We start from the raw sequence: 21819 nt of genomic DNA, 5'->3' as shown, positions 1-21819 counted from the left end.
AGGAATTATGAAAGATTTTATTTTTAATGTAAGTACGAAAATTCTTTTTGGAAGGAACCAAATGGATAACTTGGCCTCTGAAATTAAAAAATATGGTTCAAGAGTTTTACTTGCCTATGGCGGGGGATCAATTAAGAGAAATGGTCTTTACGACGAAATTGTGAAAATTTTTGAAGAAAATGACATCTTCTACAAGGAACTTGCAGGCATAGAACCAAACCCAAGAGTTGATTCAGCAAGAGAAGGAGTTAAGATTGTGAGAGAAAACGACCTTGACTTCATCTTGGCAGTTGGTGGAGGATCTGTTATTGACCTTTCCAAGTTAGTTGCCGGAGCAGTTTTCCTCGATTGTGACCCATGGGATATTGTAATTAAGAAGGCAAAAATCGAGAAGGCTCTTCCTATTGGAACTATATTAACACTTGCAGCAACAGGTTCAGAAATGGATGCTGGGGGAGTTATAACAAACCCAGAGACAAATCAAAAATTAGGCTTTGGATCAGCTTATACACTTCCAAAGTTCTCAATCATGAATCCAGAAACAACTTATTCTGTAAATGTTAAACACACAGCAGCAGGTGTAGCTGACATCATGAGCCACACAATGGAAAATTATTTCACACTTGGTGACAATGCTTATATGCAAAATAGACTTGCGGAAGGAATTCTAAAAACTTGTATCCACTACGGACCAATCGCCATGGAAGAACCAGAAAATTATGAAGCAAGATCAAATATTATGTGGGCTTCATCTTGGGCCATCAACGGACTTCTTTCAACAGGCAAGTCAACAGGCTGGTCAGTCCACGCAATGGAACACGAACTTTCTGCCTTCTATGACATAACTCATGGAATTGGACTTGCAATCTTGACACCAAGATTCTTAAAGCACATCTTAAATGATGAGACCGTTGATATGATTAGAGACTTTGGCATAAATGTATTTAATATAAAACCATCAGATGACAAGATGAATGATGCCAAAAAGGCAATTGCTACTCTTCACATGTTTTTTGAAGATGACATGAATATACCAATGACACTTGGAGAAGTTGGAATAGATGATGAAAAGCTAGAAGAAATGGCTGAAGCAGCTGTAAGACACGCAGGTGGATCAATCAAGGGTGTAGTGGAACTTAATAAAGACGACGTATTAGAAATTTATAAGGCGTCACTATAAGTTTGCGACTTTGAATTTGAAAAGAAAATAAAATTAGATAAAAATGAGCAAGAAAAAAGAGCTATGATTAATTTCATAGCTCTTTAATATTATACTTAAGCTTCTACTGAGTTTTCCCAAAGTCCGTGGATGTTACAGTAGCTTAGTGCGTAAACTTCGCCGCCCTTGTCAGTCTTAACTGCTGTTTCAACACATGGAACTGTGAATAGGTCTGCTTCGCCGTGAGCAGCAAATTCATAAGAACCAACTTCAACTGGGAATTTTTCTCCTTCAGGTTTGAAGAATACTTTGATCCAAGCGATGTGGTGTTCTAATGTGTTAGGATGTTCAACTTCTTCTCCAACTAGAGCCTTGATCTTTAGAAGACCGTCAGCCTTTTCAACGTGGATTACAGGAACGTGTTTTTCAGTTTTCCAATCAGCAGTTTGTACTGTTTCAGTTAATTTCATTTTATTACCCCCAATAAATATTTTACAAATATATTATACCCCAATTAAATAAATTATCACATTGAATTTAATTTAAGGAAAAATATTTTCATATTTAGTATAATGGAAGCGAGGTGTAAAATGGAAAACATAAAATTAATCGCAACTACTAATATGGGTCTTGAAGCAGTTACAAAAAGAGAGTTACAAGACCTTGGCTACAAGGACTTAGAAGTTAGCGATGGAAAAATAAAAATTTCTTGCCAGCTAAAGGACATTGCCATTTTAAATTTAAGACTGAGAACGGCTGAGAGAGTCTTACTACTAATCGACTCCTTTAGGGCAGAGACCTTTGAAGAATTGTTTGACAAGGTCTTCGAGATAAGATGGTGGGACTACATCGCAGAAGAAGACCAATTCATCATCCAGGGAAGGAGTAGGAAATCAAAACTATTCTCTATCTCAGACTGCCAAAGAATTACAGAAAAGGCAATAATTGAAAAACTAAAGATGAAATACAAGGTCTCTTGGTTCGAAAAATCTGGCCCAAGAGTTAAAATTGAAGTGTCACTCTTAAATGACATTGCAGAAATTACCATGGACACATCAGGTGACGGACTCCACAAGAGAGGCTACAGAGAAGTCAACTACAAGGCACCACTTTCAGAAACAATTGCAGCCTCTCTTGTTAAATTAACTTTTTGGAATAAGGACAGGATTCTGGCAGACCCCTTCTGTGGATCAGGCACAATCCCTATAGAAGCAGCCATGATAGAAAAAAATATTGCCCCAGGGCTTATGAGGGACTTCGACTTTGTTAACTTCAAATTTTTTGACGAAGAAATATTTAAAGAAGAAAAGAAAAAGTGCTACTCAGAGATAAAGTATGACGAAGAATTAGAAATTCTTGCATCAGACGTCTCCCACAAGGCAATCCAAATTGCAAGATCCAATGCAGAAATATTGGGACTAGACGAAGATATTTCCTTCTTCCAAAAGGACATAAGGGACTTGGATCTTCCAGACGACTATGGGATTATAATAACCAACCCTCCTTATGGAGAGAGAATTGGAAAAGAAGACGTAGACGAACTTAACAAGGAACTTGGCGAACTTGCAAGGTCTCTAAAGACTTGGTCCTACTATATAATCACAGCTAATGAAAACTTTGAAAAGAACTTTGGCAAAAAAGCTGACAGAAATAGAAAATTATACAACGGTAGACTAAAGACTTACTACTACCAATATTATGGCCCAAAGCCAAGAAGATAATTGTTTAGTGGTTTGTCATCTGTTATACTGAAAGCATTGACAAAAGGTGGTGACTCATGGTAAACAAAATGGAAAGAGAAAAGATTGACGAGAATATTGACTTTCAGGTCCTAAATGCCATTGCAGACCTTGTTAGGGTCCTGGACTACAATGAAAAAGTAGTATTTGTAAACAAGGCCATGGAAGACCTCTTGGGTTACGACCCAGAAAAGAAAGTCTGCATATTGGGAGAAGACCTCTTTGACCCTGAGATCACCAAGAGGGCCCTAGTTAGTGGCGAAGTCATCCAAAGGGAAGAAAATATTGGGAGCATGGTCTTTTCTGTTAAGTGCTCTCCAATAATTAACAAGAAGGGAGAAATCCTTGGTGTTGTAGAAGTTTTTAGGAACGTGACTATGGCAAGGAAGCTTCAAAAGGAACTTATAGACAAGAATAGGTTCATGACCAACGAAACCAATGCAGCCTCCCTTATCCAAAGAAAGGTCCTTCCCGACAAGGGCTTCATAAAAAATCTAAAGGTCAACTACCTCTACAAGCCTTCAACAATTTTAAGTGGAGATATGTTCGATGTCTTTCAAATTGATGACGACCACATAGGAATGTACATAGCAGACTCAGTGGGCCATGGCTTTGCGGCCTCTATGGTGACTATGTTTATCAAGTCTATGGTGAGGACCCTGGACAAGACAAGTCAAAGATCGCCAAGAGAAACTTTGACGGAACTTTGTGAGAGGTTCACTGGCCTAAAGCTAGAGATAGAAAATTATTTCACCTGCTTTTATGGGGTCTATAATTTGAAAAAGAAGACCTTCACCTTTTCCAATGCAGGCCACCTTCCACTTCCCCTTATGGTAAGGAACAGGGAATCAATGAGTCTTGAGTCCAGAGGTTATCCAATCTCAAGATTTTTCGCCAAGCCAGACTATGAAGAGAAGGAGATAAAACTCCACACTGGCGACTACCTCCTCTTTATGACTGATGGGGTGGAAGAGGCGAGGAATGCTAAGAAAGAAGTTTTTGGCCATGAGAAAATCCTGGACATAATTTCAGAATATAACAGCGACATCCTGGAATATATAAATAAGGAATTAGAAGAATTTACAGACATACCACAAGTGGACGATATATCAATGCTTATTGTGAGTGTATGGTAAGTTCTTAAGAAGTAAATTTTATAAAATATTTAAGGCAATCTTAGGGTTGCCTTTTTTTATTGCTTAAAATTTTGAAAATAAAAATTCTTGATGAGTTCTAATTTATTTTTAGATTATTATAATTTTATTTAAAGTGAAAACTATTTTCTCCTTTATTTAAAATTATTTTTCACTCTATAAATAAGAGATAAAATTTATGTTAGCTTTAGAAATTTTAGAGAGATCTAAATTAGGAGTAGATAGGGAATAATTTTTAAAAAATTTTCTTCTTTCAACTTATTTTTCTTATTGAAAATTTATTTGAAAGAAAAAAAGAAAATTAACTTGAGAATTAATTATAAGTTTTGACAAAAGATTTACACAATAAATATACTTGTATAGGTTTACCCTTTCAATATTACAAAAGAATTAAATTTATTAAAAAATTGTAAATTATAATGTATTTTTTATTGTTTTGGGTATAATAGCCTTAAGGAAAATGTTTTAACAGAAAATATTTAGATAGGAGGAAACATATGAGAAACAAGAAAATATTAGGACTATTGCTCGCAGGAGTAATGGTAACCTCAATACCATTTAATGTATTTGCAGATGATGAAGGTGAAAAACTAGAATTATCTGATGTAACAGTTCCTGTTGCAGTAGCACAAGAAAACGAAGCTGATCCAACTGATCAATCAGGAGGAGAAACTGGTGGCCAAAAAGCTGGTCAAGAATTGACACCTCTAACTCCAGCTAAAGAGATAGTGAAAGTTACATTTAAAGCTGTACTAGTTGAAGAAGGAAAAGCTGAAAAAACAATCCAAGACTTAGGCACACCAATAGATGTAAATAAAGGAGAAGCAATTCCTGCCGAAAACTTAAAGGAACCAAAAAAAGAAGGTTATGTATTTGGTGGTTGGTATACTGATGAAGGGTTAACTACTGGATTTACAAAAACAGAAGAAATTAATACTGACAGAATAATTTATGCTAAATTCACTAAAAAAGCACCAGAAGTTAAAAAATTTGATGTTACATTTTATTCAAAGGGTGGAAGTACAGTAGCAACACAAACTATTGAAGAAGGAAAAACTGCTACAAAACCTACTGCTCCAACAAGAAAGGGATATACTTTTAAAGGTTGGTACACAGACGACGGAGTATTTGTAAATAGATTTAATTTCGACACAGAAATTACCGAAAATACAAATCTTTACGCTAAATGGGAAGAAGAAAAGCCAGCAGTTCCAACTAAGGAAGATCTTTATATTTCTGACATTGAATATGATGGAAATTATGTAACTGGTAAGGTTACTTCTAAAGGAGAAGCTGTTAAAGATGCTACAGTTACCCTAAAGATTGACGGATCAAAAACAGGCTATACTGATAAGACTGATGCTTATGGTAGATTTAAAGTTTATCTAGGCAAATACTACGATGACTACAGATACTATGATGACGACTACTATTACAGAAATGGAGACCGCTACTATGATGGCTACAGAGTTTATAAAGACTCTGACGGAGATTACTACTACATCAAGAACGGTAAGAGAAATTATATAAGATATTCAAACTATTATAGAAGATACAGAGATTACAAGGCTGACTTAGTTGCAGAAAAATCTGGCTTCTACTCAGCAGAAAAGAATCTTTGGAAAGATGGATACTACTACAACAATGGAAGATACTATGGACGTGACTGGTATTCCAACAAGTACGACCACAGAGTTTATCCAACAGATATTTCAAGGTCAAACTACTCAACATCTGGTTACCTAAAGGGATACAAGAACAGAACAGTTTATGTTTATGACGATGGAACATATCTAGGATCTGACACAATAGATTCTGATGGATACTTCAAGGTATCTTGGAACTCTCCAAGAGTTTCAACTTCAAGAAGTCTTGAATATTATGTAAATGGAACTTATGTAAGTGACTCTAGTTACTCAATGATTCCAGTTGTAAATAATGTTTCTGCTGGAGCAAAATTTGTAAGAGGTAACGCAGGTGCTTACGCAGATGTAACTGTTTATGATTCAAATGGAACAAGACTTGGTGGAGCAAGTGCAGGTTCAACTGGTATCTTTAACATCAGCTTAAATAGAGAACTAAGAGCTGGCGAAACTATTAAGGTTGAAGCTAAGGAATCTGGCAAGACTTCAAGATCTACTGAAGTTAAAATTGCAGGACAAGAAGCAAAAGTTGCTGCTAAGGTAAACTCACCTTCTTATATAGCAGGTTATCCTGATGGAACATTTAAACCAGGCAAGGAAGTTACAAGAGCAGAAGCTGTTAGGATGTTTGTAACACTTGTTAACGAAGGAAAAGAACTTCCTAAGAACCCAACAACTAAGTTTAAGGATGCTAATAATAAATGGTACTCTGACGAAATCAACTTCGCAGTATCTAAGGGCTTCATCAGTGGTTACTCTGATGGAACATTTAAACCTAACCAAGGAATCACTAGGGCAGAATTTGCACAAATGATTGCTGTATTTGTTAAGGATGGTTATCCAGGATCTTCAAACTTCAAGGATGTTAAGGGTCACTGGGCATCTAATGCAATAGACCAACTTTATGGTAACAAGAAAATCAAGGGATTCCCTGATGGAACATTTAAACCAGATCAAAAACTTACAAGAGCCGAAGCTGTTACAGTTCTTAACTCTGTATTTGGAAGAAACACTAAGTCAACTTCCTTTGCAAATGTGAACACAAATAGCTTGAAGAAATTCTCTGACGTGCCAATGAGCCACTGGGCATACTATGAAATCATAGACGCTTCTAATGGACACAACGCAGTCAAGGGAGACAAGGCTGAAGACGTAAGTGTTTGGCAATAAATTAAAGATATAAATAGGACGGCTTAGGCCGTCTTATTTTTTTGCTCTTCTTTGGTGATTTATGATAAAGATGAGAGTCATAAGTATTTATGAGATGATAAAAATTTCTGGGGTGATAAGAATTTATAAAGTCATGAGAATTTATTAAGTGATAAAAATTTGTGATCAAATAAATGTTTATAAAATGATGAGAATTTATGAAGTGATAATAATTTATAAAGTGACAGTGATTTATAAAGTCATAAGAATTTATTAGATGAAAAATAAATGGAAAGTCGAAAAAAATTGTAAGTTGAAAAATAAATTAAACGCTAGGGATTTTTATTATGAGATAAAAAAATTTACACTTGTAAGAAATTGTTAAATCAAAGATGAGTTGAAGATGAGGATAAAATTTCAAGTATTAATAAAATGAAGGCTCTATGAAATTATAAATTAAAAATAATCTGACAATAAAAACAAAAATTATAAAAAATCACCCGACAATAAAATATGACACAAAAAAATCTGTTGCTTTCCCAACAGATTTTTCTCTTTATTAAGCTGTCTTAATCTCCCTTGATCTCAAGGCATTTACACCCAGTAGGACAATGGAAATGGTAAGAAGAATGTGTCCCACCCCACTAATAGATATAAGTCCAATCTCTGTTAGTCGCATAGGGAGATGTGGGTCTACAAGACCGTGGATAATCATAGAAGTGAAGGCAAGGTAGATTCCAAAGTTGTAAATGTTAAATAATTTTTTTATTTTTTCATCAGAAAGGTCTGAGTTTTTGACCAAGAGATAAAAAATTCCTGGAAGGGCAAAGCCCAGAATAATTAGGTGAGTGTGGGCTAGAGACATATACTTTGTCACTTCAAAGACTTTTCCCAATTCCCTGTAAGATGCCCCAACTAAGATACCTGATAGGAGATAGGCAAAGGCATACTCCATGAGGTCCCTCTTTACAAAATCATCTTGCAAGTTCTTATAAAGCTTTAGGACAATTAGGACATACATGACAGTCTTTGGCATCATTAGCATTCCAATAGTGGGATAAATATTCTTAAATAAAACTACTGGTATGTAGAAGAGGAAGCTAAAGAAGACATAAATGTAAAGTCTCCTAAATTCTTCTCGGCTCCTATTTTTAAATAAAAGGAAGATGTCAACTAGACCCATAATGACAAAAGGAAGATTGGAAATAAGATCCATGCTTCCATCTCCTTTAAAGGAAATAAAGACTGTCACCACTCTTAAGGCAAATAGACCAAGCATTGTGAGGTCAAGACCCTTGTTTTTTAAGTCCTTGGTCTTCTTGATGTAAAAATAAAACAAGAGATAAAAAACTGACATTGTAATAGAAGAAACCCTAGTCCCAACAAAGAGTGAAGTCGAATTAATTGCAAAACCATTGTCCATGACATTGGCAATAATTCTTGGGACTAGGTGGAAGGAGTCGCCAAGTCCAAGTAGGAGAGTCATTGATCCAAGGGTTAAGCTGTCCTTGTGATTTATTAAAAGCATTCTTATGCCCAAAAAGATGACAAGGCTGAGATAGAGTCCGTCAAAAAATATTTCAAATTGATTCATTATTTATACCTCCTAACAACCATTTGATATAGGTGTCACATATTTCCAAAAATTCTTCTTTTGAATAGTCCCTTGTTATGGACTCCTTTAGAAGCTGGTGGAAGATGGCCATGGTGAAGACCATGCGGTGGTAGTTGTCTCTCGACAATTTTTCCAATAAAAAGTTTTTGCCATGACTGACAAAGGAATCTTCAAACAAGAAAAATTTAGGCACATATAATTTTTTTAAATTTTTGTCGTAGAGTTCTTCTGATAAATAATCCCTGTAGGCCCAGAGAGTTTTCTCAAGGTCGCCGCCATTTTCCTTGTAGAGAAAATAAAACTTGTGATGGACCTGGCCGGTTTCCTTTTGAAGGAGACTGTCGTAACAATCCTCAAGGCTCTCAAAGTATTGGTAAAAAGAACCTCTTGCTATATCAAGTTTTTTGACAATACCAGAGACACTGATTTTCTTAAGGTCCTCTTCTTCAAAATATTCCTTGAGGCTTCTATAAATTTCTTCTTTTCTCTCTTCATCTAAGTTATTAAAAGTATTCTTTGCCATATTACCTCCTAAAGTGACACCTTGTCACTTGACTTAATAGTAAATCTATTTAAAATATTTGTCAAACTTTTTTATAAAAGTTTTTAAGTCAAAAATTTTGTAAATTTAAAAATAATTTTATATTAAACGAAGACTCATCACTTTACTTTTATAAAGAAGTAATTTGATATGTTAAATCTTCCTCTTTTAGGGTATAATAAAATTAGAAAGAAATATATAAAATAAATAGGAGGCAAGAGATGAAAATATTAGTACCAATTGATGGATCAAAGAGTTCAAAAAAATCAGTTGACGTTGCAAGAGACATGGGAGAAAAGCTAGGCGCTGAACTACTTATCCTCACAGTGACACCAGAAACTTCTATTTTTGAGCAATACCCAGCTAACTTCAACTTCACACTTGAAATTGACAAGGCAAATGTTGAAAGAGCTGAAATGATACTTAAGGATGCTGAAAGTGATTTAAATGGTTATCCACACGGAGTAGAAACTTTTTACACTTCAGGCAATCCTGGTGAACAAATTTGTAAGTTTGCCGAAGAAAAAGATGTAGACTTTATTATCATGGGCAACAGGGGACTTGGTGCTTTTTCAAGAACACTCCTTGGCTCAGTTTCAAATAAGGTAATTAACCATTCAAAGAAATCTGTTCTTGTTGTTAAGGCAGATATTTAAAATTAAGGACGGGTTTTCCGTCCTTTTATTTTTGGGCAAATAAATAGAGTCAGGGCTTGTCCCTGATTTTTATTTGTAAAATCTTTGAGTCACTTGGACATAATTTTATAAAAACCTTATCACAAGAGACTTAAAATTTTTAAAGAAGTGAAGTTAAAAGACAAAGCTAGGCAAAAAAGATTTCCAAATTTATTAAAATTTACGAAATAGTCATAAAATATTTACTAATAGTTTATTTTTTATCAAATAGGAAATTGTTTTTAAATAAAAGTTTTTAAATAAAGAAAGTCTTGAAAAACTAAGACAGAATGTTATAATAGAAATAACGTATGTTAATTAAATAACATTCTTTAAATTATTGTTAGGGGGATTTTAAATGGATTTAAAATTGGATAAGGAACATCTATTATTACAACAAATGTATCGCGCTTTTGCTGAAAATGAAGTAGAACCAGTTGCTGCTGATGTAGATGCAACTGAAGAAGTTCCTATGGAAAATGTTAAAAAGATGGCCAGATATGGTTTCTTCGGAATACCATTTCCTAAAGAATACGGTGGACAAGGTGCTGACTACCTAGCTTATGCTATGGCAGTAGAAGAACTTTCTAAGAAATGTGCTACTACTGGTGTAATTGTTTCAGCTCACACTTCACTTTGCTGTGCTCCAATCTATGAAAACGGAACAGAAGAACAAAAGAAAAAATACTTACCAGACTTACTAGCAGGTAAAAAATTTGGTGCTTTCGGACTTACTGAACCAGGTGCTGGTACTGACGCAAGTGGTCAAAGAACAACTGCTGTACTTGATGGAGACGAATATGTACTTAACGGTTCAAAAATATTTATAACAAACGCTGGATTTGCTGATGTATTTATCGTTATTGCAATGACAGACAGATCTAAGGGTAACCACGGAATTTCAGCTTTCATAGTTGAAAGAGGAACTCCAGGCTTCACTGTTGGTGAACCAGAAGACAAGATGGGTATCAGAGGATCTTCTACTTGCGAACTTATTTTTGAAGACTGTAGAATACCAAAAGAAAATCTTCTTGGAAGAGAAGGTAAGGGATTCGCTATCGCTATGAAGACACTTGATGGTGGTAGAATTGGAATCGCATCTCAAGCACTAGGAATTGCTGAAGGTGCAATTGATGAAACTGTAAAATACACTACTGAAAGAAAACAATTCGGCAGAAGAATTTCTCAATTCCAAAACACTCAATTTGAACTTGCAGATATGAAGACAACTGCAGAAGCAGCTCAACTATTAGTTTATAGAGCAGCAGACGCTAAGGGAGCAGGCCTTCCTTACGGACACTTTGCAGCAATGGCTAAATTATTTGCAGCTGATGCAGCTAGTGATATTACTAGAAGATGTCTACAATTATTCGGTGGATACGGATACACTCGTGACTATCCAATAGAAAGAATGATGAGAGATGCTAAGATTACAGAAATTTACGAAGGTACATCTGAAGTAATGAAGATGGTTGTATCTGGCTGGATGGGCGTTAAATAATCGGAAGGAGTAATATAAATGAATATAGTAGTATGTATTAAACAAGTACCTGATACTAATGAAGTTAGACTTGACCCTGTTACTAATACACTTATTAGGGACGGAGTACCAAGTATTATAAACCCTGATGATAAGTCAGGTCTAGAAGTTGCACTTAGACTTAAAGATGAAAATCCAGATGATGTTCACGTAACAGTATTATCAATGGGACCTCCACAAGCAGAAGGTGCACTAAGAGAAGCACTTGCAATGGGCGCTGATGAAGGAATCCTAGTATCTGATAGAGCTTTTGGTGGAGCTGACACTTGGGCAACATCTTGTACAATCACTGCAGCACTTGAACACCTTGATTTTGACCTAATCATCTGTGGTAGACAAGCAATCGACGGTGATACTGCACAAGTTGGACCACAAATCGCAGAACACATTGGAGTTCCACAAGTTTCTTATGTAGAAGAACTTGACCTTGATGAAGACAAAAAGGGTATTACAGTTAAGAGACAATTCGAAGACAGATACCACACAATTAATATTAAATTCCCATGCCTAATTACTGCAATCGCAGAATTAGCTGAACCTAGATATATGACAATTGGTAAAGTATTTGAATCTTACCAAAAAGAAATCAAAGTTTGGGGTCTAGAAGATATTAAAGACAAACTTGATATGGCAAACATAGGACTTAAGGGTTCACCTACAAAAGTTAGAAAATCTTTCCCTAAACAAGGTAAAGGTAAGGGCGTACTTTTAACTGACTTAACTGCTGACGAAGCAGCTCAAGCTATCGTTGCTAAACTTCAAGAAAAGTATATTATCTAATTGGGGGTTTAAAAATGAGTAAAGATGTATTTGTATTTATAGAACAAAGAGACAATAAACTTGAAAAAGTTGGAATAGAACTTCTAGGAAAGGCAAGAGAACTTGCTGACGCTCTAGAACAAGATGTTGTTGGTGTTATCCTTGGTGACAAGGTTAAAGACCACGCACAAACTCTTATTAAACACGGCGCAGACAAGGTAATCGTAGTAGAAGACCCTATCCTAAAAGAATATGTTACTGAACCTTACGCAAAGGCAATAACAAAAATAATTAAAGATAAAGAACCAGAAATCGTGATTTACGGTGCATCATCAATAGGTCGTGACCTTGCTCCAAGACTTGCAGCAAGAATTCACACAGGACTTACTGCTGACTGTACAAAACTAGAAATAGATCCAGAATCTAAAAACCTAATGATGACAAGACCAGCATTTGGTGGTAACCTAATGGCTACTATCGTTTGTGAAGACTTTAGACCACAAATGGCTACAGTAAGACCAGGCGTTATGCAAGCACTTGATTCTGACGATTCAAGAAAAGGCGAAGTTGAAGAATTCAAAGTTGACTTCACAGATGCTGACATGAATGTTAAAATTCTTGATATTGCAAAAGAAGAATCACACAAGAAAGATATCACAGAAGCTAAGATCCTTGTATCTGGTGGACGTGGAATTGGTGGACCAGAAGGATTCAAACCACTTCAAGAACTTGCTGACAAGCTAGAAGCAGAAATCTCTGCATCAAGAGCATCAGTAGACTCTGGTTGGATCACAAAAGATCACCAAGTTGGACAAACTGGTAAGACAGTTAGACCAGAACTTTACTTCGCAATGGGTATCTCTGGAGCAATCCAACACGTTGCAGGTATGGAAGACTCTGACCTTATCATAGCTGTTAACAAGGACCCAGAAGCAGCGATCTTCGAAGTAGCTGACCTAGGAGTAGTTGGAGACATCAACGCAGTTGTTCCAAAACTAGTAGAAGCTATTGAAAGAGAACAAAAAATTAAAGCAGAAATTTAATCTAAATTAAATTTTAATTATAAGAAGAGGCTACAAATTTGTAGTCTCTTTTTTGCTGCAAAAATTATGAGTCTTGTAAAGTTTAAGAGATGATAAGTCTTTATAAACTTACAAATAAATCTAAAGTCCTAAGATGTGAAAATTAAAAAATCAGAAAGCTATATAAATTTATTAAGTAGAAATATATGGCAAAGTCATAAAGAAGTGTGACTTAATAAAAAACTATAGGGGAGTAAGACTTAGTGACTTAATAGAAAATTTTGAAATAGGAAAAATTTAATAAGTAAGAAAAAATTATGAAGGCGTGAAAGTTTAATAAGTGAGAAAAAAATTATGAAGGCGTGAAAGTTAATTAAGTAAGAAAAAATATTGACTTATAGATTTTTAGAAAGTGGGAGTAAATCACAGATTCACTAGAAATTACAAAGTGAAAGAAAAGCAAAGAGTTACAAAAAATTACAAAGTAACAAATAATTCTAAAGTTATGAATTAAAAAGACCTTAAATTACAAAATCAATTGAAAGATAAAAATAAACTCAGAATAAAAACCCAATTAAGTTTAATGTGAAAAAAAAGATAAAGTCCAAGGCAAAATTTATTAAAACTATAAATTTCCTGAATAAAAAATATTGAGGAAGACAAGTTCAAAGAAATAAAGTTTTGATAAAAATACTAGGATTTTGCAGGAGAAAGTGTTAAAATGTTCTTTAATATTTTTTAAGGCAAACAAATTATCAGACTAAATTGATTAATACTTGAAAAATATAAAAAATAAAATGGGGGGAAGAAAGATGAATAAGTCCTATGTATTTTATAATGGGGAAATAGTAGAAGAAGAAAAGGTGTCTATAAGCATTAGGTCCAAGGTTGTCAACTACGGTCTAGGAGTCTTCGAAGGTATTCGTGCCTACTGGAACGAAGAAGAAGAACAACTCTATGCTTTCAAACTTGTGGAACACTACGAGAGATTTTTACAATCGGCTAAAGTTGCCAACCTAGAAGTAGGCTATACAGCAGAAGAATTAGCAGACTACACAATCGAGCTCCTAAGAAAAAAATGGATTTAGAGAAACAACATACATCAGACCAATTGCCTACAAAGACGGAAAAACTGTTGGTATTAGCCTACACGGACACGAAGATGACTGCGTAGTAATCTACCTACAACCCATGGGCAAGTACATTGACAAAGAAGCCTTCAAGGTAAAGGTATCATCGTGGGTAAGGATAGCAGACAACATGTTGCCACCAAGAACAAAGGCCACAGCAGGCTACCTAAATTCAGCCCTAGCATCCTTTGAAGCTACAAAAAATGGCTACGACGAAGCAGTTTTATTAAATAGAAATGGCTTTGTATGTGAAGGACCTGGAGAAAATATCTTCCTATACAAGAAGGGCAAGCTAATGACTCCTCCAGCATCAGATGACATCTTAGAAGGAATCACAAGAGACCTTGTAATGAAACTTGCAGAAGAAGAACTAGGAATCCAATGTGTGGAAAAATCCATTGCAAGGACAGAACTTTATAACGCAGACGAAGTCTTCTTCTCAGGAACAGCAATGGAAGTTGCTCCAGTAGTTGAAGTTGACGACATCAAAGTTGCCGACGGCAAGCCAGGCAAGGTGTGCCTAGAACTCAAAAAACTTTTTGCAGACCTAACACATGGCAGAAATCCAAAATATATGGATGCCCTAAGGCCAGTTTACGAAAAATAAATATTATAAGATATGAGTCAGTGGATCAAGCCACTGACTTTTTTTATTGGCAAGAATTTTCTGATGAATAATCTATAGGAAAACAGATATAAATCAAGAAGAAAATTATGAAGAAACATATGTCTTAAAAACAATTTTTCCTTAATTTCTTACCAATAAGACAAAGAAGAAATATTACAAAAACATTAAGTATAGATGAGCAGGGATAATCGATAAAAAATTTTTCAAAAAGTAAATAAAAAAATAAAAAAACAATTTTACCTAAGAGAAAGTAAATTTAATATAAATCTATAAATAGATAAAGGAGAACAAAATGGTATAAAATAGCCAGAAAATCCAGTTGAATAAAAAATCAGAAGCCAAAGAAAGAAAACAATAATTTATTGGTGCAATTGAGTGAGCAAAATAAAATACAAAAATCATCTAATGAATGTGAAAAGAACTTAATTGAAGCTTGAAAAAAACTTGTAAAAAAGCTTAACTTTGCTATTTTAATGGTATAATGTAGTATACAGGACTATAGAAGTAAACTATAATCCGTAAATTTTAATAATTAAATCTACGGATTTTTACTTGCTTAAAATACTTATTATTTATAAGTTCTATAAATATAGTTAAAGAAGATATTTTGAATAAAATATTTAAATATTTTAAAAGGAGATAGTAAAGGATGAAAAACCCAATTAAGAATGGTAAAGAGGTCTTTGCCGTACTTTCTATGGCGACAGTGATGTCAATATCAATGTCTGTAAAAGTAGATGCAGCATCAGATACTGGAATAGCAGGAAGCGCAGCTAAAGCTACTATAGAAAGAACAGTTAAAGAATCAAAAGAAAGTAATAATACTGAAAGTCCTACTTCTAAGGAAGAAGTATCAAGTAGTCAAGATACTAAAAAAGAAGGCAAAAAAGATACTGAAGCTACAGAAGAAGGAAGTTCAGACGTAACTGAAGATACTTCTAGGACAAAAGATGAAAATACAACTTTTTCAAAGTATGGAGAAGAAAAAGATTCTACATTAGAGCTTGGAGAAGAAAATGTAAATGAGCCTCTAGGTTCAACAGGAGAATCTGAAAATGAAGCTAATGGTGATAAATTTTCTCCAATTTCTGAAAGAAATGTAGAAGGAAAAGATGGGCAAGTTGAAGCTACTGAAGTTAATGGTGATAAATTTTCTACAGCTTCTGAAGGAAATGCAGAAGGAAAAGATGGGGAAACTGAAGCTACTAAAAATAAAGATGCTAAAATTCCTGAAAAAAGCAATATAGAGGAAAAAACTCAAGGAGATAGCAATCTAGGTTTTTCTGATGAAAAGCCTGCAGAAGCTAAACAAGCGGAACCAGCTGAACCAAACTATTCCGGCGATGAAAAGAAGGTAGGAGACTACCGCGAAAGCCAAATGGAACCGGGCCAAGTAGATGAAAATGGCAACCTAGTTTCCGGTGGTCCAACCAATACTGAAGCAAATAATCCTGATATGGATTTTAAGGACGGAGCTCGCTACAAGACCCTAGAACCGGGTGCCGATAGTCCAGACAAGAAAAAGTTTGGTATTGAAATAGAAATCGACAAAGAAAAGGGCCAAAGGACCTATACGGAGATTGGCTTTACCAATTCTGGACTTCTTGGAGGAGTACTTGATAATGGCTCTAACCCATCAAATGATGAAGGAAAAAAGCTTGCTGATGGCTTCAAAGACCCTAACTACAAGGCTGAAGCTGATCTTGATATAACGTCTTCAGGAAAACAAAGGAATGTGAATATTTGGGCTAGTGAAGAAGACCTAAAGCATATCAATAACACAGCTAATGACAATACAACCATGGCTTGGCAAGGCAAATACAAAGCTGATAATCCTAATGGTCTGAAAGCTACTCAAGGGAATAATGCTAGCTTTATTTTTACAGTCAACCCATGGCCAAATGAAAATGACAAACTCCAATTAATTAAGCTAGAAGGAGAGTACAAGGACAAGGTCTTTGTCAAAGGCCAAGAAGTAGATACAAAGATTAAAGTAGAAAACCTAGATGACAATGCAAAGGAAAGACTAGTAGGCCAAGTTTATAATCCAAACACAGGCAAGGTCGTACCGGGCGCCAGTGCCTATATTGACGAAAATGGTATTGTTAAGGTAAAAATGCCTAAGGGCGCCCTAAAACAGGATGCAAGTGGCAAGTATGTAGTAGATGAAGAGTCTATTTTTAACACAGCTGACTATAAGGGCATCCAACATCTAGATGTCAGATTTTTTGCCCGTCCTAGAACTAAAGCTGAGTTTGAAAATGTAGCTACTAAAAACAATGAATTTACCAATGGTGATGCAAAGTATGTAGGAACAGATGCCGGTACAGGAACAATCAACCACAAAGGCATAGATATAGAAATCGACAAGCAAGGCATTGACCGCTACGACCACTACAATCTAATTGGTAAGTTCAACCTAAACCTTGACGACACAAGACACTACGAGCAAGAATTCAAAGACGATAAAGGAAATACACTTGATGAACACACTTCTACAAAAGTAATACCCGGTGAAGACTTTAGTGTCGAGATACAAGATCCGGCAGAAACCGGAGGTACTCAAAAAACCGGTGCAGAAATGGACGGCGCTTATAGTCGTGGAGAAGCTTCTGGCAAACTAAAAGCAGAATTCCTTGATATAGCCAATAAACAAATTGCTGATGATTTAGGAGTTGATTATAAGGAATTTATCACAAGCGACGAATATAAAGACAAACGCTGGACGGTTGTTGGTAAGTCTGACAATATTTCAAAGTTTACAATAAGAGCTCCAAAACAAGCCAAGGCCGGAGACTTCTTAGCCCTACCTGTTGAATACACTTACACAAATGGTTCTACAGACACTCACTGGTTCCATTTTGTTGTTCAAGAAACTAACAACAACAAACCAGAATACTTGGCAGAAGTAGGACCACAAGGCAACTCCTTAGTTAATAAACCAATTGTTACAACTAGTGAAGAAGACTTAAAGAAAAACCAACCGGAGTCCTACGAACTTATTGGTGATACCTTTAAAGACAATAAGGGCAATGTTTGGAATGTATCTATCGACCAAAAAACTGGTGCTGTAACAGCAACCCTTCCTACAAATCTTCCTGGTGGTAAGGAAATCAATGGTGGCGAAAAATTAACTGTTCCTGTCAAGGTAAAATACACTGACCAAACGACAGGTGAAGAAAAAACTGAAGAGATTAAGGCACAGTTTATTGCCACAAAGCAACACAAGACTTTAACCAATGAAACTACAACTTCGGAAATACCTTATGAAACAGAGGTCGTATACGACGAAAATCTTCAAGAAGGTCACTTCCAAGAAACACAAGCTGGTCAAAAGGGAGAACTAAAGATAACTTTCGTTCAAGATACCCTAAATGGCAAAAAAGGTATTTTCCAACAAGACGGAACTTTTAAAGAAGGGGAAAGTCAAATTGTTGTTGAAACGACAAAAGAGCCTACAAAAAGAATTATAAAAATCGGTACAAAGCCAGCTACAACAAAGGTAGAAATTCCATTTGATACAGAATATGAAGTTGACAACAACCTAGAAGCAGGAAAAACCGAACTTGTGAATGATGGTGAAAAGGGTGAAGTGACCATCACCACAACAAGAAATGAAGATGGAACAATTACTGTAAATCAAAATGTTACTAAAGAGGCTAAAAAGAAGAAAATTAAAATCGGTACAAAGACTCAAGGTCAACTTGTGGACACAGATAAGATTCCATTTGGATACAAGGTAGAATTTGATCCTGACTTCTACAAGAACTATCCGGATGCTACAGAAAACTACAAGATTGTAACTCCTGGTAAAGAAGGAGAAAATACAAAGACTTGGACTATTGTCAATTCAGAAAAAGTAGGAGATCCAGAAGTTAAAATAACAGATCCAGTAGACGCTGTAATTAAAGTAGGACAAAAAGACTACTCCGGCACTGTAAAAAACATTGTAACTAAAGAAATACCATACACTGTAAGAGTAGTAGAAAATCCAGAACTTGAAGCAGGCAAATCTAATGTTAAGCAAAAAGGGGTTGCAGGTTCTAAGACATTTGAATACTCTGGCGATATTATAAATGGTTCCTTAAAAGAAGGTACACAATTTACTGAAAAAGAACTTACTGATAAATATGTAGCTCCACAAGAAGAAATTATTGAAATTGGTACAAAAACAGCTAATAACGAAAAGACCTACGAACGCGAAGTTGGTGTTGAAGTAGAATATGTTTATGACAACACTAAAGAAAAAGGTTATCGTAATATTGAAGAGCTGGTACCAGGCAAGGTTATAACAAAAGTTGTCAATAAATATAATCCTGAAACAGGAGAAATTGAAACTACTGAAGAGATTGAAGTAATCCCAGGAAAGAGAAAGGTTACCTTTGGAACGAAAGACTTTACTGGAGCATATGAAGAAGTAGATAAGAACATCGTTCCTTATGAAACAGAAATCGTCTTTGATAGTAACCTTAAAGCTGGAGAAAAAGTAGTTGATCAAGCTGGAGTAAATGGAGAAACGACTACAACAACTAAGAAACATATAGAAAATGGTGAAGTTGTACGAAGCGAAGATCCAGTTACTGAAGAAACTAAAAAAGTACAAAACCAAATCATAAGAGTAGGTACTATGACTGATGGCAAACACTCTTATACAGAAAAACTTCCATATAAGTATGAAATTGAATATGATGAAAACTTAAAGGCTGGAGAATATGTCATTGATGTTGAAGGTAAAGAAGGATCTAAAACCACTGAATGGACTATCAAAAACTCTGAAGTAGTTGAAGACTCTACAAGTGTAACAGAACACACACCGGCAACCAATGCTAAGATAAGAGTTGGAAAGAAAGACTTTACAGGAAACGTAAGCCACGAAGTGACAGAAGAAATTCCTTATGATGTAAAAGTAATTGAAGATCCAAACATGATAGCTGGAACAAGCGAAGTAGTTACAGAAGGTAAAGCCGGATCCAAGACAACAAAATATACTCAAGGAATTAGAAATGGAGAGGCTGAGGGCGAACTTTCTTCTGAAGTAACATCAACAACAAATCCTACTCAAAAAGTAATCAAGGTAGGTACAAAGCCAGCTGAAAATAATAAGGATTACGCACAAGATGTAGATGTAAAAGTTGAATATGAATATAATCCAAATCTTGACAAAGGTGTAGTTCAAGTTGGCGAGTTGACTAAGGGCAAGGTTGAAACAAAGATTGTCAACAAATACGATCCTAAGACAGGGGAAGTGACAACTACTGAAGAAGAAATAGTTAAAGATGCAACTCAAAAGATTATTGTAGGTACTAAAGACTTTACAGGAACTTACAAGTATGAAAAGACTTGTCCACTTCCATTTGAAGTAGAAATTAAAGAAGATCCAAATCTTGCTAAAGGCGAAAAAATTGTAGACCAAAAAGGCGAAGCCGGATCTAAGACAACTTACTATGAACAAGATATTAAAAATGGTCAACCAAATGGAGATCCAAAGCAACTAAACGAAAAAATAAACTCTCAACCTAAAAACCATATTGTCCGTATAGGTACAAAAGTTGCAGAAGGCTCAACAGTAGAAACTGTGGAAAAAGATATTCCTTACGAAACTAAGATAACTTATGATGAAAATCTTGATGCTGGAAGCCAAGTTGTAGATAAAGAAGGTGTAATTGGTAAGGAAAAAGTAACAGTTACAACTAATATAACTGATGGTAATGGAGAAACTTCTAAAACAACTGAAACTATTAAAGATAAAGAAGATAGGATAGTTAGAGTTGGTGTAAAACCAGTTGTTAAAGAAACTGAACTTGGTAACAACACTGAGTACAAACACAATCCAGAACTAAAAGTTGGCGAAGAAAAAGTTATCGAAGAAGGCTCTAAGGGTTCTGTAAAATATACTACAACCTTCAACAAGAAAACTGGTAAGCTTGAAGTAAAAGAAGAAAGAGTTGAACCAAAGAACAAGGTTGTTGAATATGGTTCTAAGACAGATGGCGAATTCACTTATGAAAGCGAACAAGCTTACGATATTAAGGTCATAGAAGATCCTAATCTTGAAGCTGGAAAAACTGTAGTAGATAAAGAAGGCATAGTAGGAAAAACTAAGACCACTGTTAAGGTTGAAAACTCTAAAAAGTTTCTGAAAATACTGAAACTCTTATAGAAAAACAAGACAAGATAGTTAGAGTTGGAACTAAAAATGTTTGTGAAATTCCACCAGTAAAACCTGGAGAAGATCCAAAAGATCCAGACAAAGACCCAGGTAAAGAAGATCCAAAAGATCCAGACAAAGACCCAGGTGAAGAAGATTCAAAAAATCCAGACAAGGACCCAGGTAAAGAAGATCCAAAGGATCCAGATAAGGAACCAGGTGAAGAAGATTCAAAGGATCCAGACAAGGACCCAGATAAGGGAGATCCTAATAAACCAGGAAACAACACTCCTTCTAAACCAGGAAATAAAGATCCGTTTAGACCAGGAGAAGATAAACCAAACCAAACTTCTGAACCAGGTGATAAGACTCCTAACAAACCAGAAGATAAGACTCCTAACAAGATTGTAGAAAACCCAAGTGAAGATCCAAAGGATTCTCCACAAGAATCTCCAGAAAAACCAAAGACTGAAGATGTAAAGGATATTGAAAAGAATTCTACTCCTGAAGAAACTAGAGAAGTAGAAAAGAAAGAAAATCTTGAAGATGATAATCTTGTTAAGAACAAGGGCATCGAAAGACAAGTTACAAGCGATGACAAGGCACCTAAGACAGGCGACGCTGGCCTTGCAATGGAAACTGCATCCGCTGGATTTGCATCAGGTCTATTACTTCTATTAAAGAGATTTAAGAGAAGAAAAGAAGATGAAGAATAAAAATTAATTTTTAGAGACAGTCCTAAGGGCTGTCTTTTTTTATGGTTTTTATGGTTTTATAGATAGAAATTTTCAAATATTTAGAGAGGGCTTATAAAATATATTTTTAAAATTTCAGAGCTAAGATGAATTTTTGAAGGGATAATTTATTGTGAGTTTGTAATTATTTATGACTTTAAAATATTTTATGAAGTTGGAAAAA

General features: G+C 35.2%; 15 protein-coding genes. 11 read left to right on the top strand and 4 right to left on the bottom strand.

Going from position 1 to position 21819, the window contains the following annotated elements:
• The first annotated feature begins 7 nt into the window (after positions 1–7).
• A complete protein-coding gene (locus DRZ96_RS02795; protein ID WP_112889496.1) occupies positions 8–1180 on the top strand; it encodes an iron-containing alcohol dehydrogenase in 1173 nt (390 codons plus the stop codon).
• A 95-nt stretch (positions 1181–1275) separates the two neighbouring features.
• On the opposite strand, the gene DRZ96_RS02790 is transcribed toward DRZ96_RS02795, so the two are convergent.
• On the bottom strand, positions 1276–1629 hold the full coding sequence (locus DRZ96_RS02790) for a class II SORL domain-containing protein (protein ID WP_070701359.1): 354 nt from the start codon (positions 1627–1629) through the stop codon (positions 1276–1278).
• 120 nt (positions 1630–1749) lie between these two features.
• Here DRZ96_RS02790 and DRZ96_RS02785 point away from each other — a divergent pair, with 120 nt between their 5' ends.
• From DRZ96_RS02785 to DRZ96_RS02775, 3 genes are all read left to right on the top strand, one after another.
• Positions 1750–2880: a THUMP domain-containing class I SAM-dependent RNA methyltransferase gene (locus DRZ96_RS02785; protein ID WP_112889495.1), complete on the top strand. Its 1131-nt coding sequence runs from the start codon at positions 1750–1752 to the stop codon at positions 2878–2880.
• 56 nt (positions 2881–2936) lie between these two features.
• Complete coding sequence (locus DRZ96_RS02780) at positions 2937–4034, top strand: SpoIIE family protein phosphatase (protein ID WP_172605450.1); 1098 nt, start codon at positions 2937–2939, stop codon at positions 4032–4034.
• A 515-nt stretch (positions 4035–4549) separates the two neighbouring features.
• Entirely contained in the window at positions 4550–6865 is a 2316-nt protein-coding gene (locus DRZ96_RS02775; protein WP_112889494.1) for an S-layer homology domain-containing protein, read from the top strand.
• Positions 6866–7403: 538 nt separating this feature from the next.
• Here DRZ96_RS02775 and DRZ96_RS02770 read toward each other — a convergent pair.
• Together DRZ96_RS02770 and DRZ96_RS02765 are read right to left on the bottom strand one after the other, a co-directional pair.
• Complete coding sequence (locus tag DRZ96_RS02770) at positions 7404–8438, bottom strand: DUF2871 family protein (RefSeq protein WP_112889493.1); 1035 nt, start codon at positions 8436–8438, stop codon at positions 7404–7406.
• The gene (locus DRZ96_RS02765) at positions 8425–8982 is read right to left on the bottom strand and encodes a TetR/AcrR family transcriptional regulator (RefSeq protein ID WP_112889492.1); all 558 of its coding nucleotides are present in this window, start codon (positions 8980–8982) and stop codon (positions 8425–8427) included. Before DRZ96_RS02765 ends, DRZ96_RS02770 begins: the two co-directional genes overlap by 14 nt.
• A gap of 239 nt (positions 8983–9221) precedes the next feature.
• Between DRZ96_RS02765 and DRZ96_RS02760 the strand changes: the two genes are divergently transcribed.
• The 7 genes from DRZ96_RS02760 (at position 9222) to DRZ96_RS02735 (ending at position 20913) form a co-directional block, all read left to right on the top strand.
• Positions 9222–9656, top strand: coding sequence for a universal stress protein (locus DRZ96_RS02760; RefSeq protein WP_070701366.1), 435 nt, complete (start codon positions 9222–9224; stop codon positions 9654–9656).
• 376 nt (positions 9657–10032) lie between these two features.
• On the top strand, positions 10033–11175 hold the full coding sequence (locus DRZ96_RS02755) for an acyl-CoA dehydrogenase (protein WP_112889491.1): 1143 nt from the start codon (positions 10033–10035) through the stop codon (positions 11173–11175).
• A gap of 18 nt (positions 11176–11193) precedes the next feature.
• A complete protein-coding gene (locus DRZ96_RS02750; protein WP_112889490.1) occupies positions 11194–11994 on the top strand; it encodes an electron transfer flavoprotein subunit beta/FixA family protein in 801 nt (266 codons plus the stop codon).
• Positions 11995–12008: 14 nt separating this feature from the next.
• Positions 12009–13016 (top strand): electron transfer flavoprotein subunit alpha/FixB family protein, encoded by a 1008-nt coding sequence (locus tag DRZ96_RS02745; RefSeq protein ID WP_112889489.1) that lies wholly within the window; start codon positions 12009–12011, stop codon positions 13014–13016.
• Positions 13017–13807: 791 nt separating this feature from the next.
• Entirely contained in the window at positions 13808–14083 is a 276-nt protein-coding gene (locus tag DRZ96_RS10695; RefSeq protein ID WP_201621262.1) for an aminotransferase class IV, read from the top strand.
• 13 nt (positions 14084–14096) lie between these two features.
• The gene (locus DRZ96_RS02740; protein WP_201621269.1) at positions 14097–14732 is read left to right on the top strand and encodes an aminotransferase class IV; all 636 of its coding nucleotides are present in this window, start codon (positions 14097–14099) and stop codon (positions 14730–14732) included.
• Positions 14733–15402: 670 nt separating this feature from the next.
• Positions 15403–20913 carry a G5 domain-containing protein gene (locus tag DRZ96_RS02735; protein ID WP_236587217.1) on the top strand — a complete coding sequence of 1837 codons (5511 nt, stop codon included), beginning with the start codon at positions 15403–15405 and terminating at the stop codon, positions 20911–20913.
• Here DRZ96_RS02735 and DRZ96_RS11595 read toward each other — a convergent pair.
• Positions 20879–21469 (bottom strand): hypothetical protein, encoded by a 591-nt coding sequence (locus DRZ96_RS11595; RefSeq protein WP_236587216.1) that lies wholly within the window; start codon positions 21467–21469, stop codon positions 20879–20881. The two genes, DRZ96_RS02735 and DRZ96_RS11595, sit on opposite strands and share 35 nt — an antisense overlap.
• Between the last annotated feature and the right edge of the window lie 350 nt (positions 21470–21819).

The sequence above is a fragment of the Peptoniphilus harei genome (assembly GCF_900454685.1).
Taxonomy (GTDB): Bacteria; Bacillota; Clostridia; order Tissierellales; family Peptoniphilaceae; genus Peptoniphilus_A; species Peptoniphilus_A harei.
Note: the sequence above shows the minus strand (reverse complement) of the source record. Positions and strands in the feature narration are given on the sequence as shown.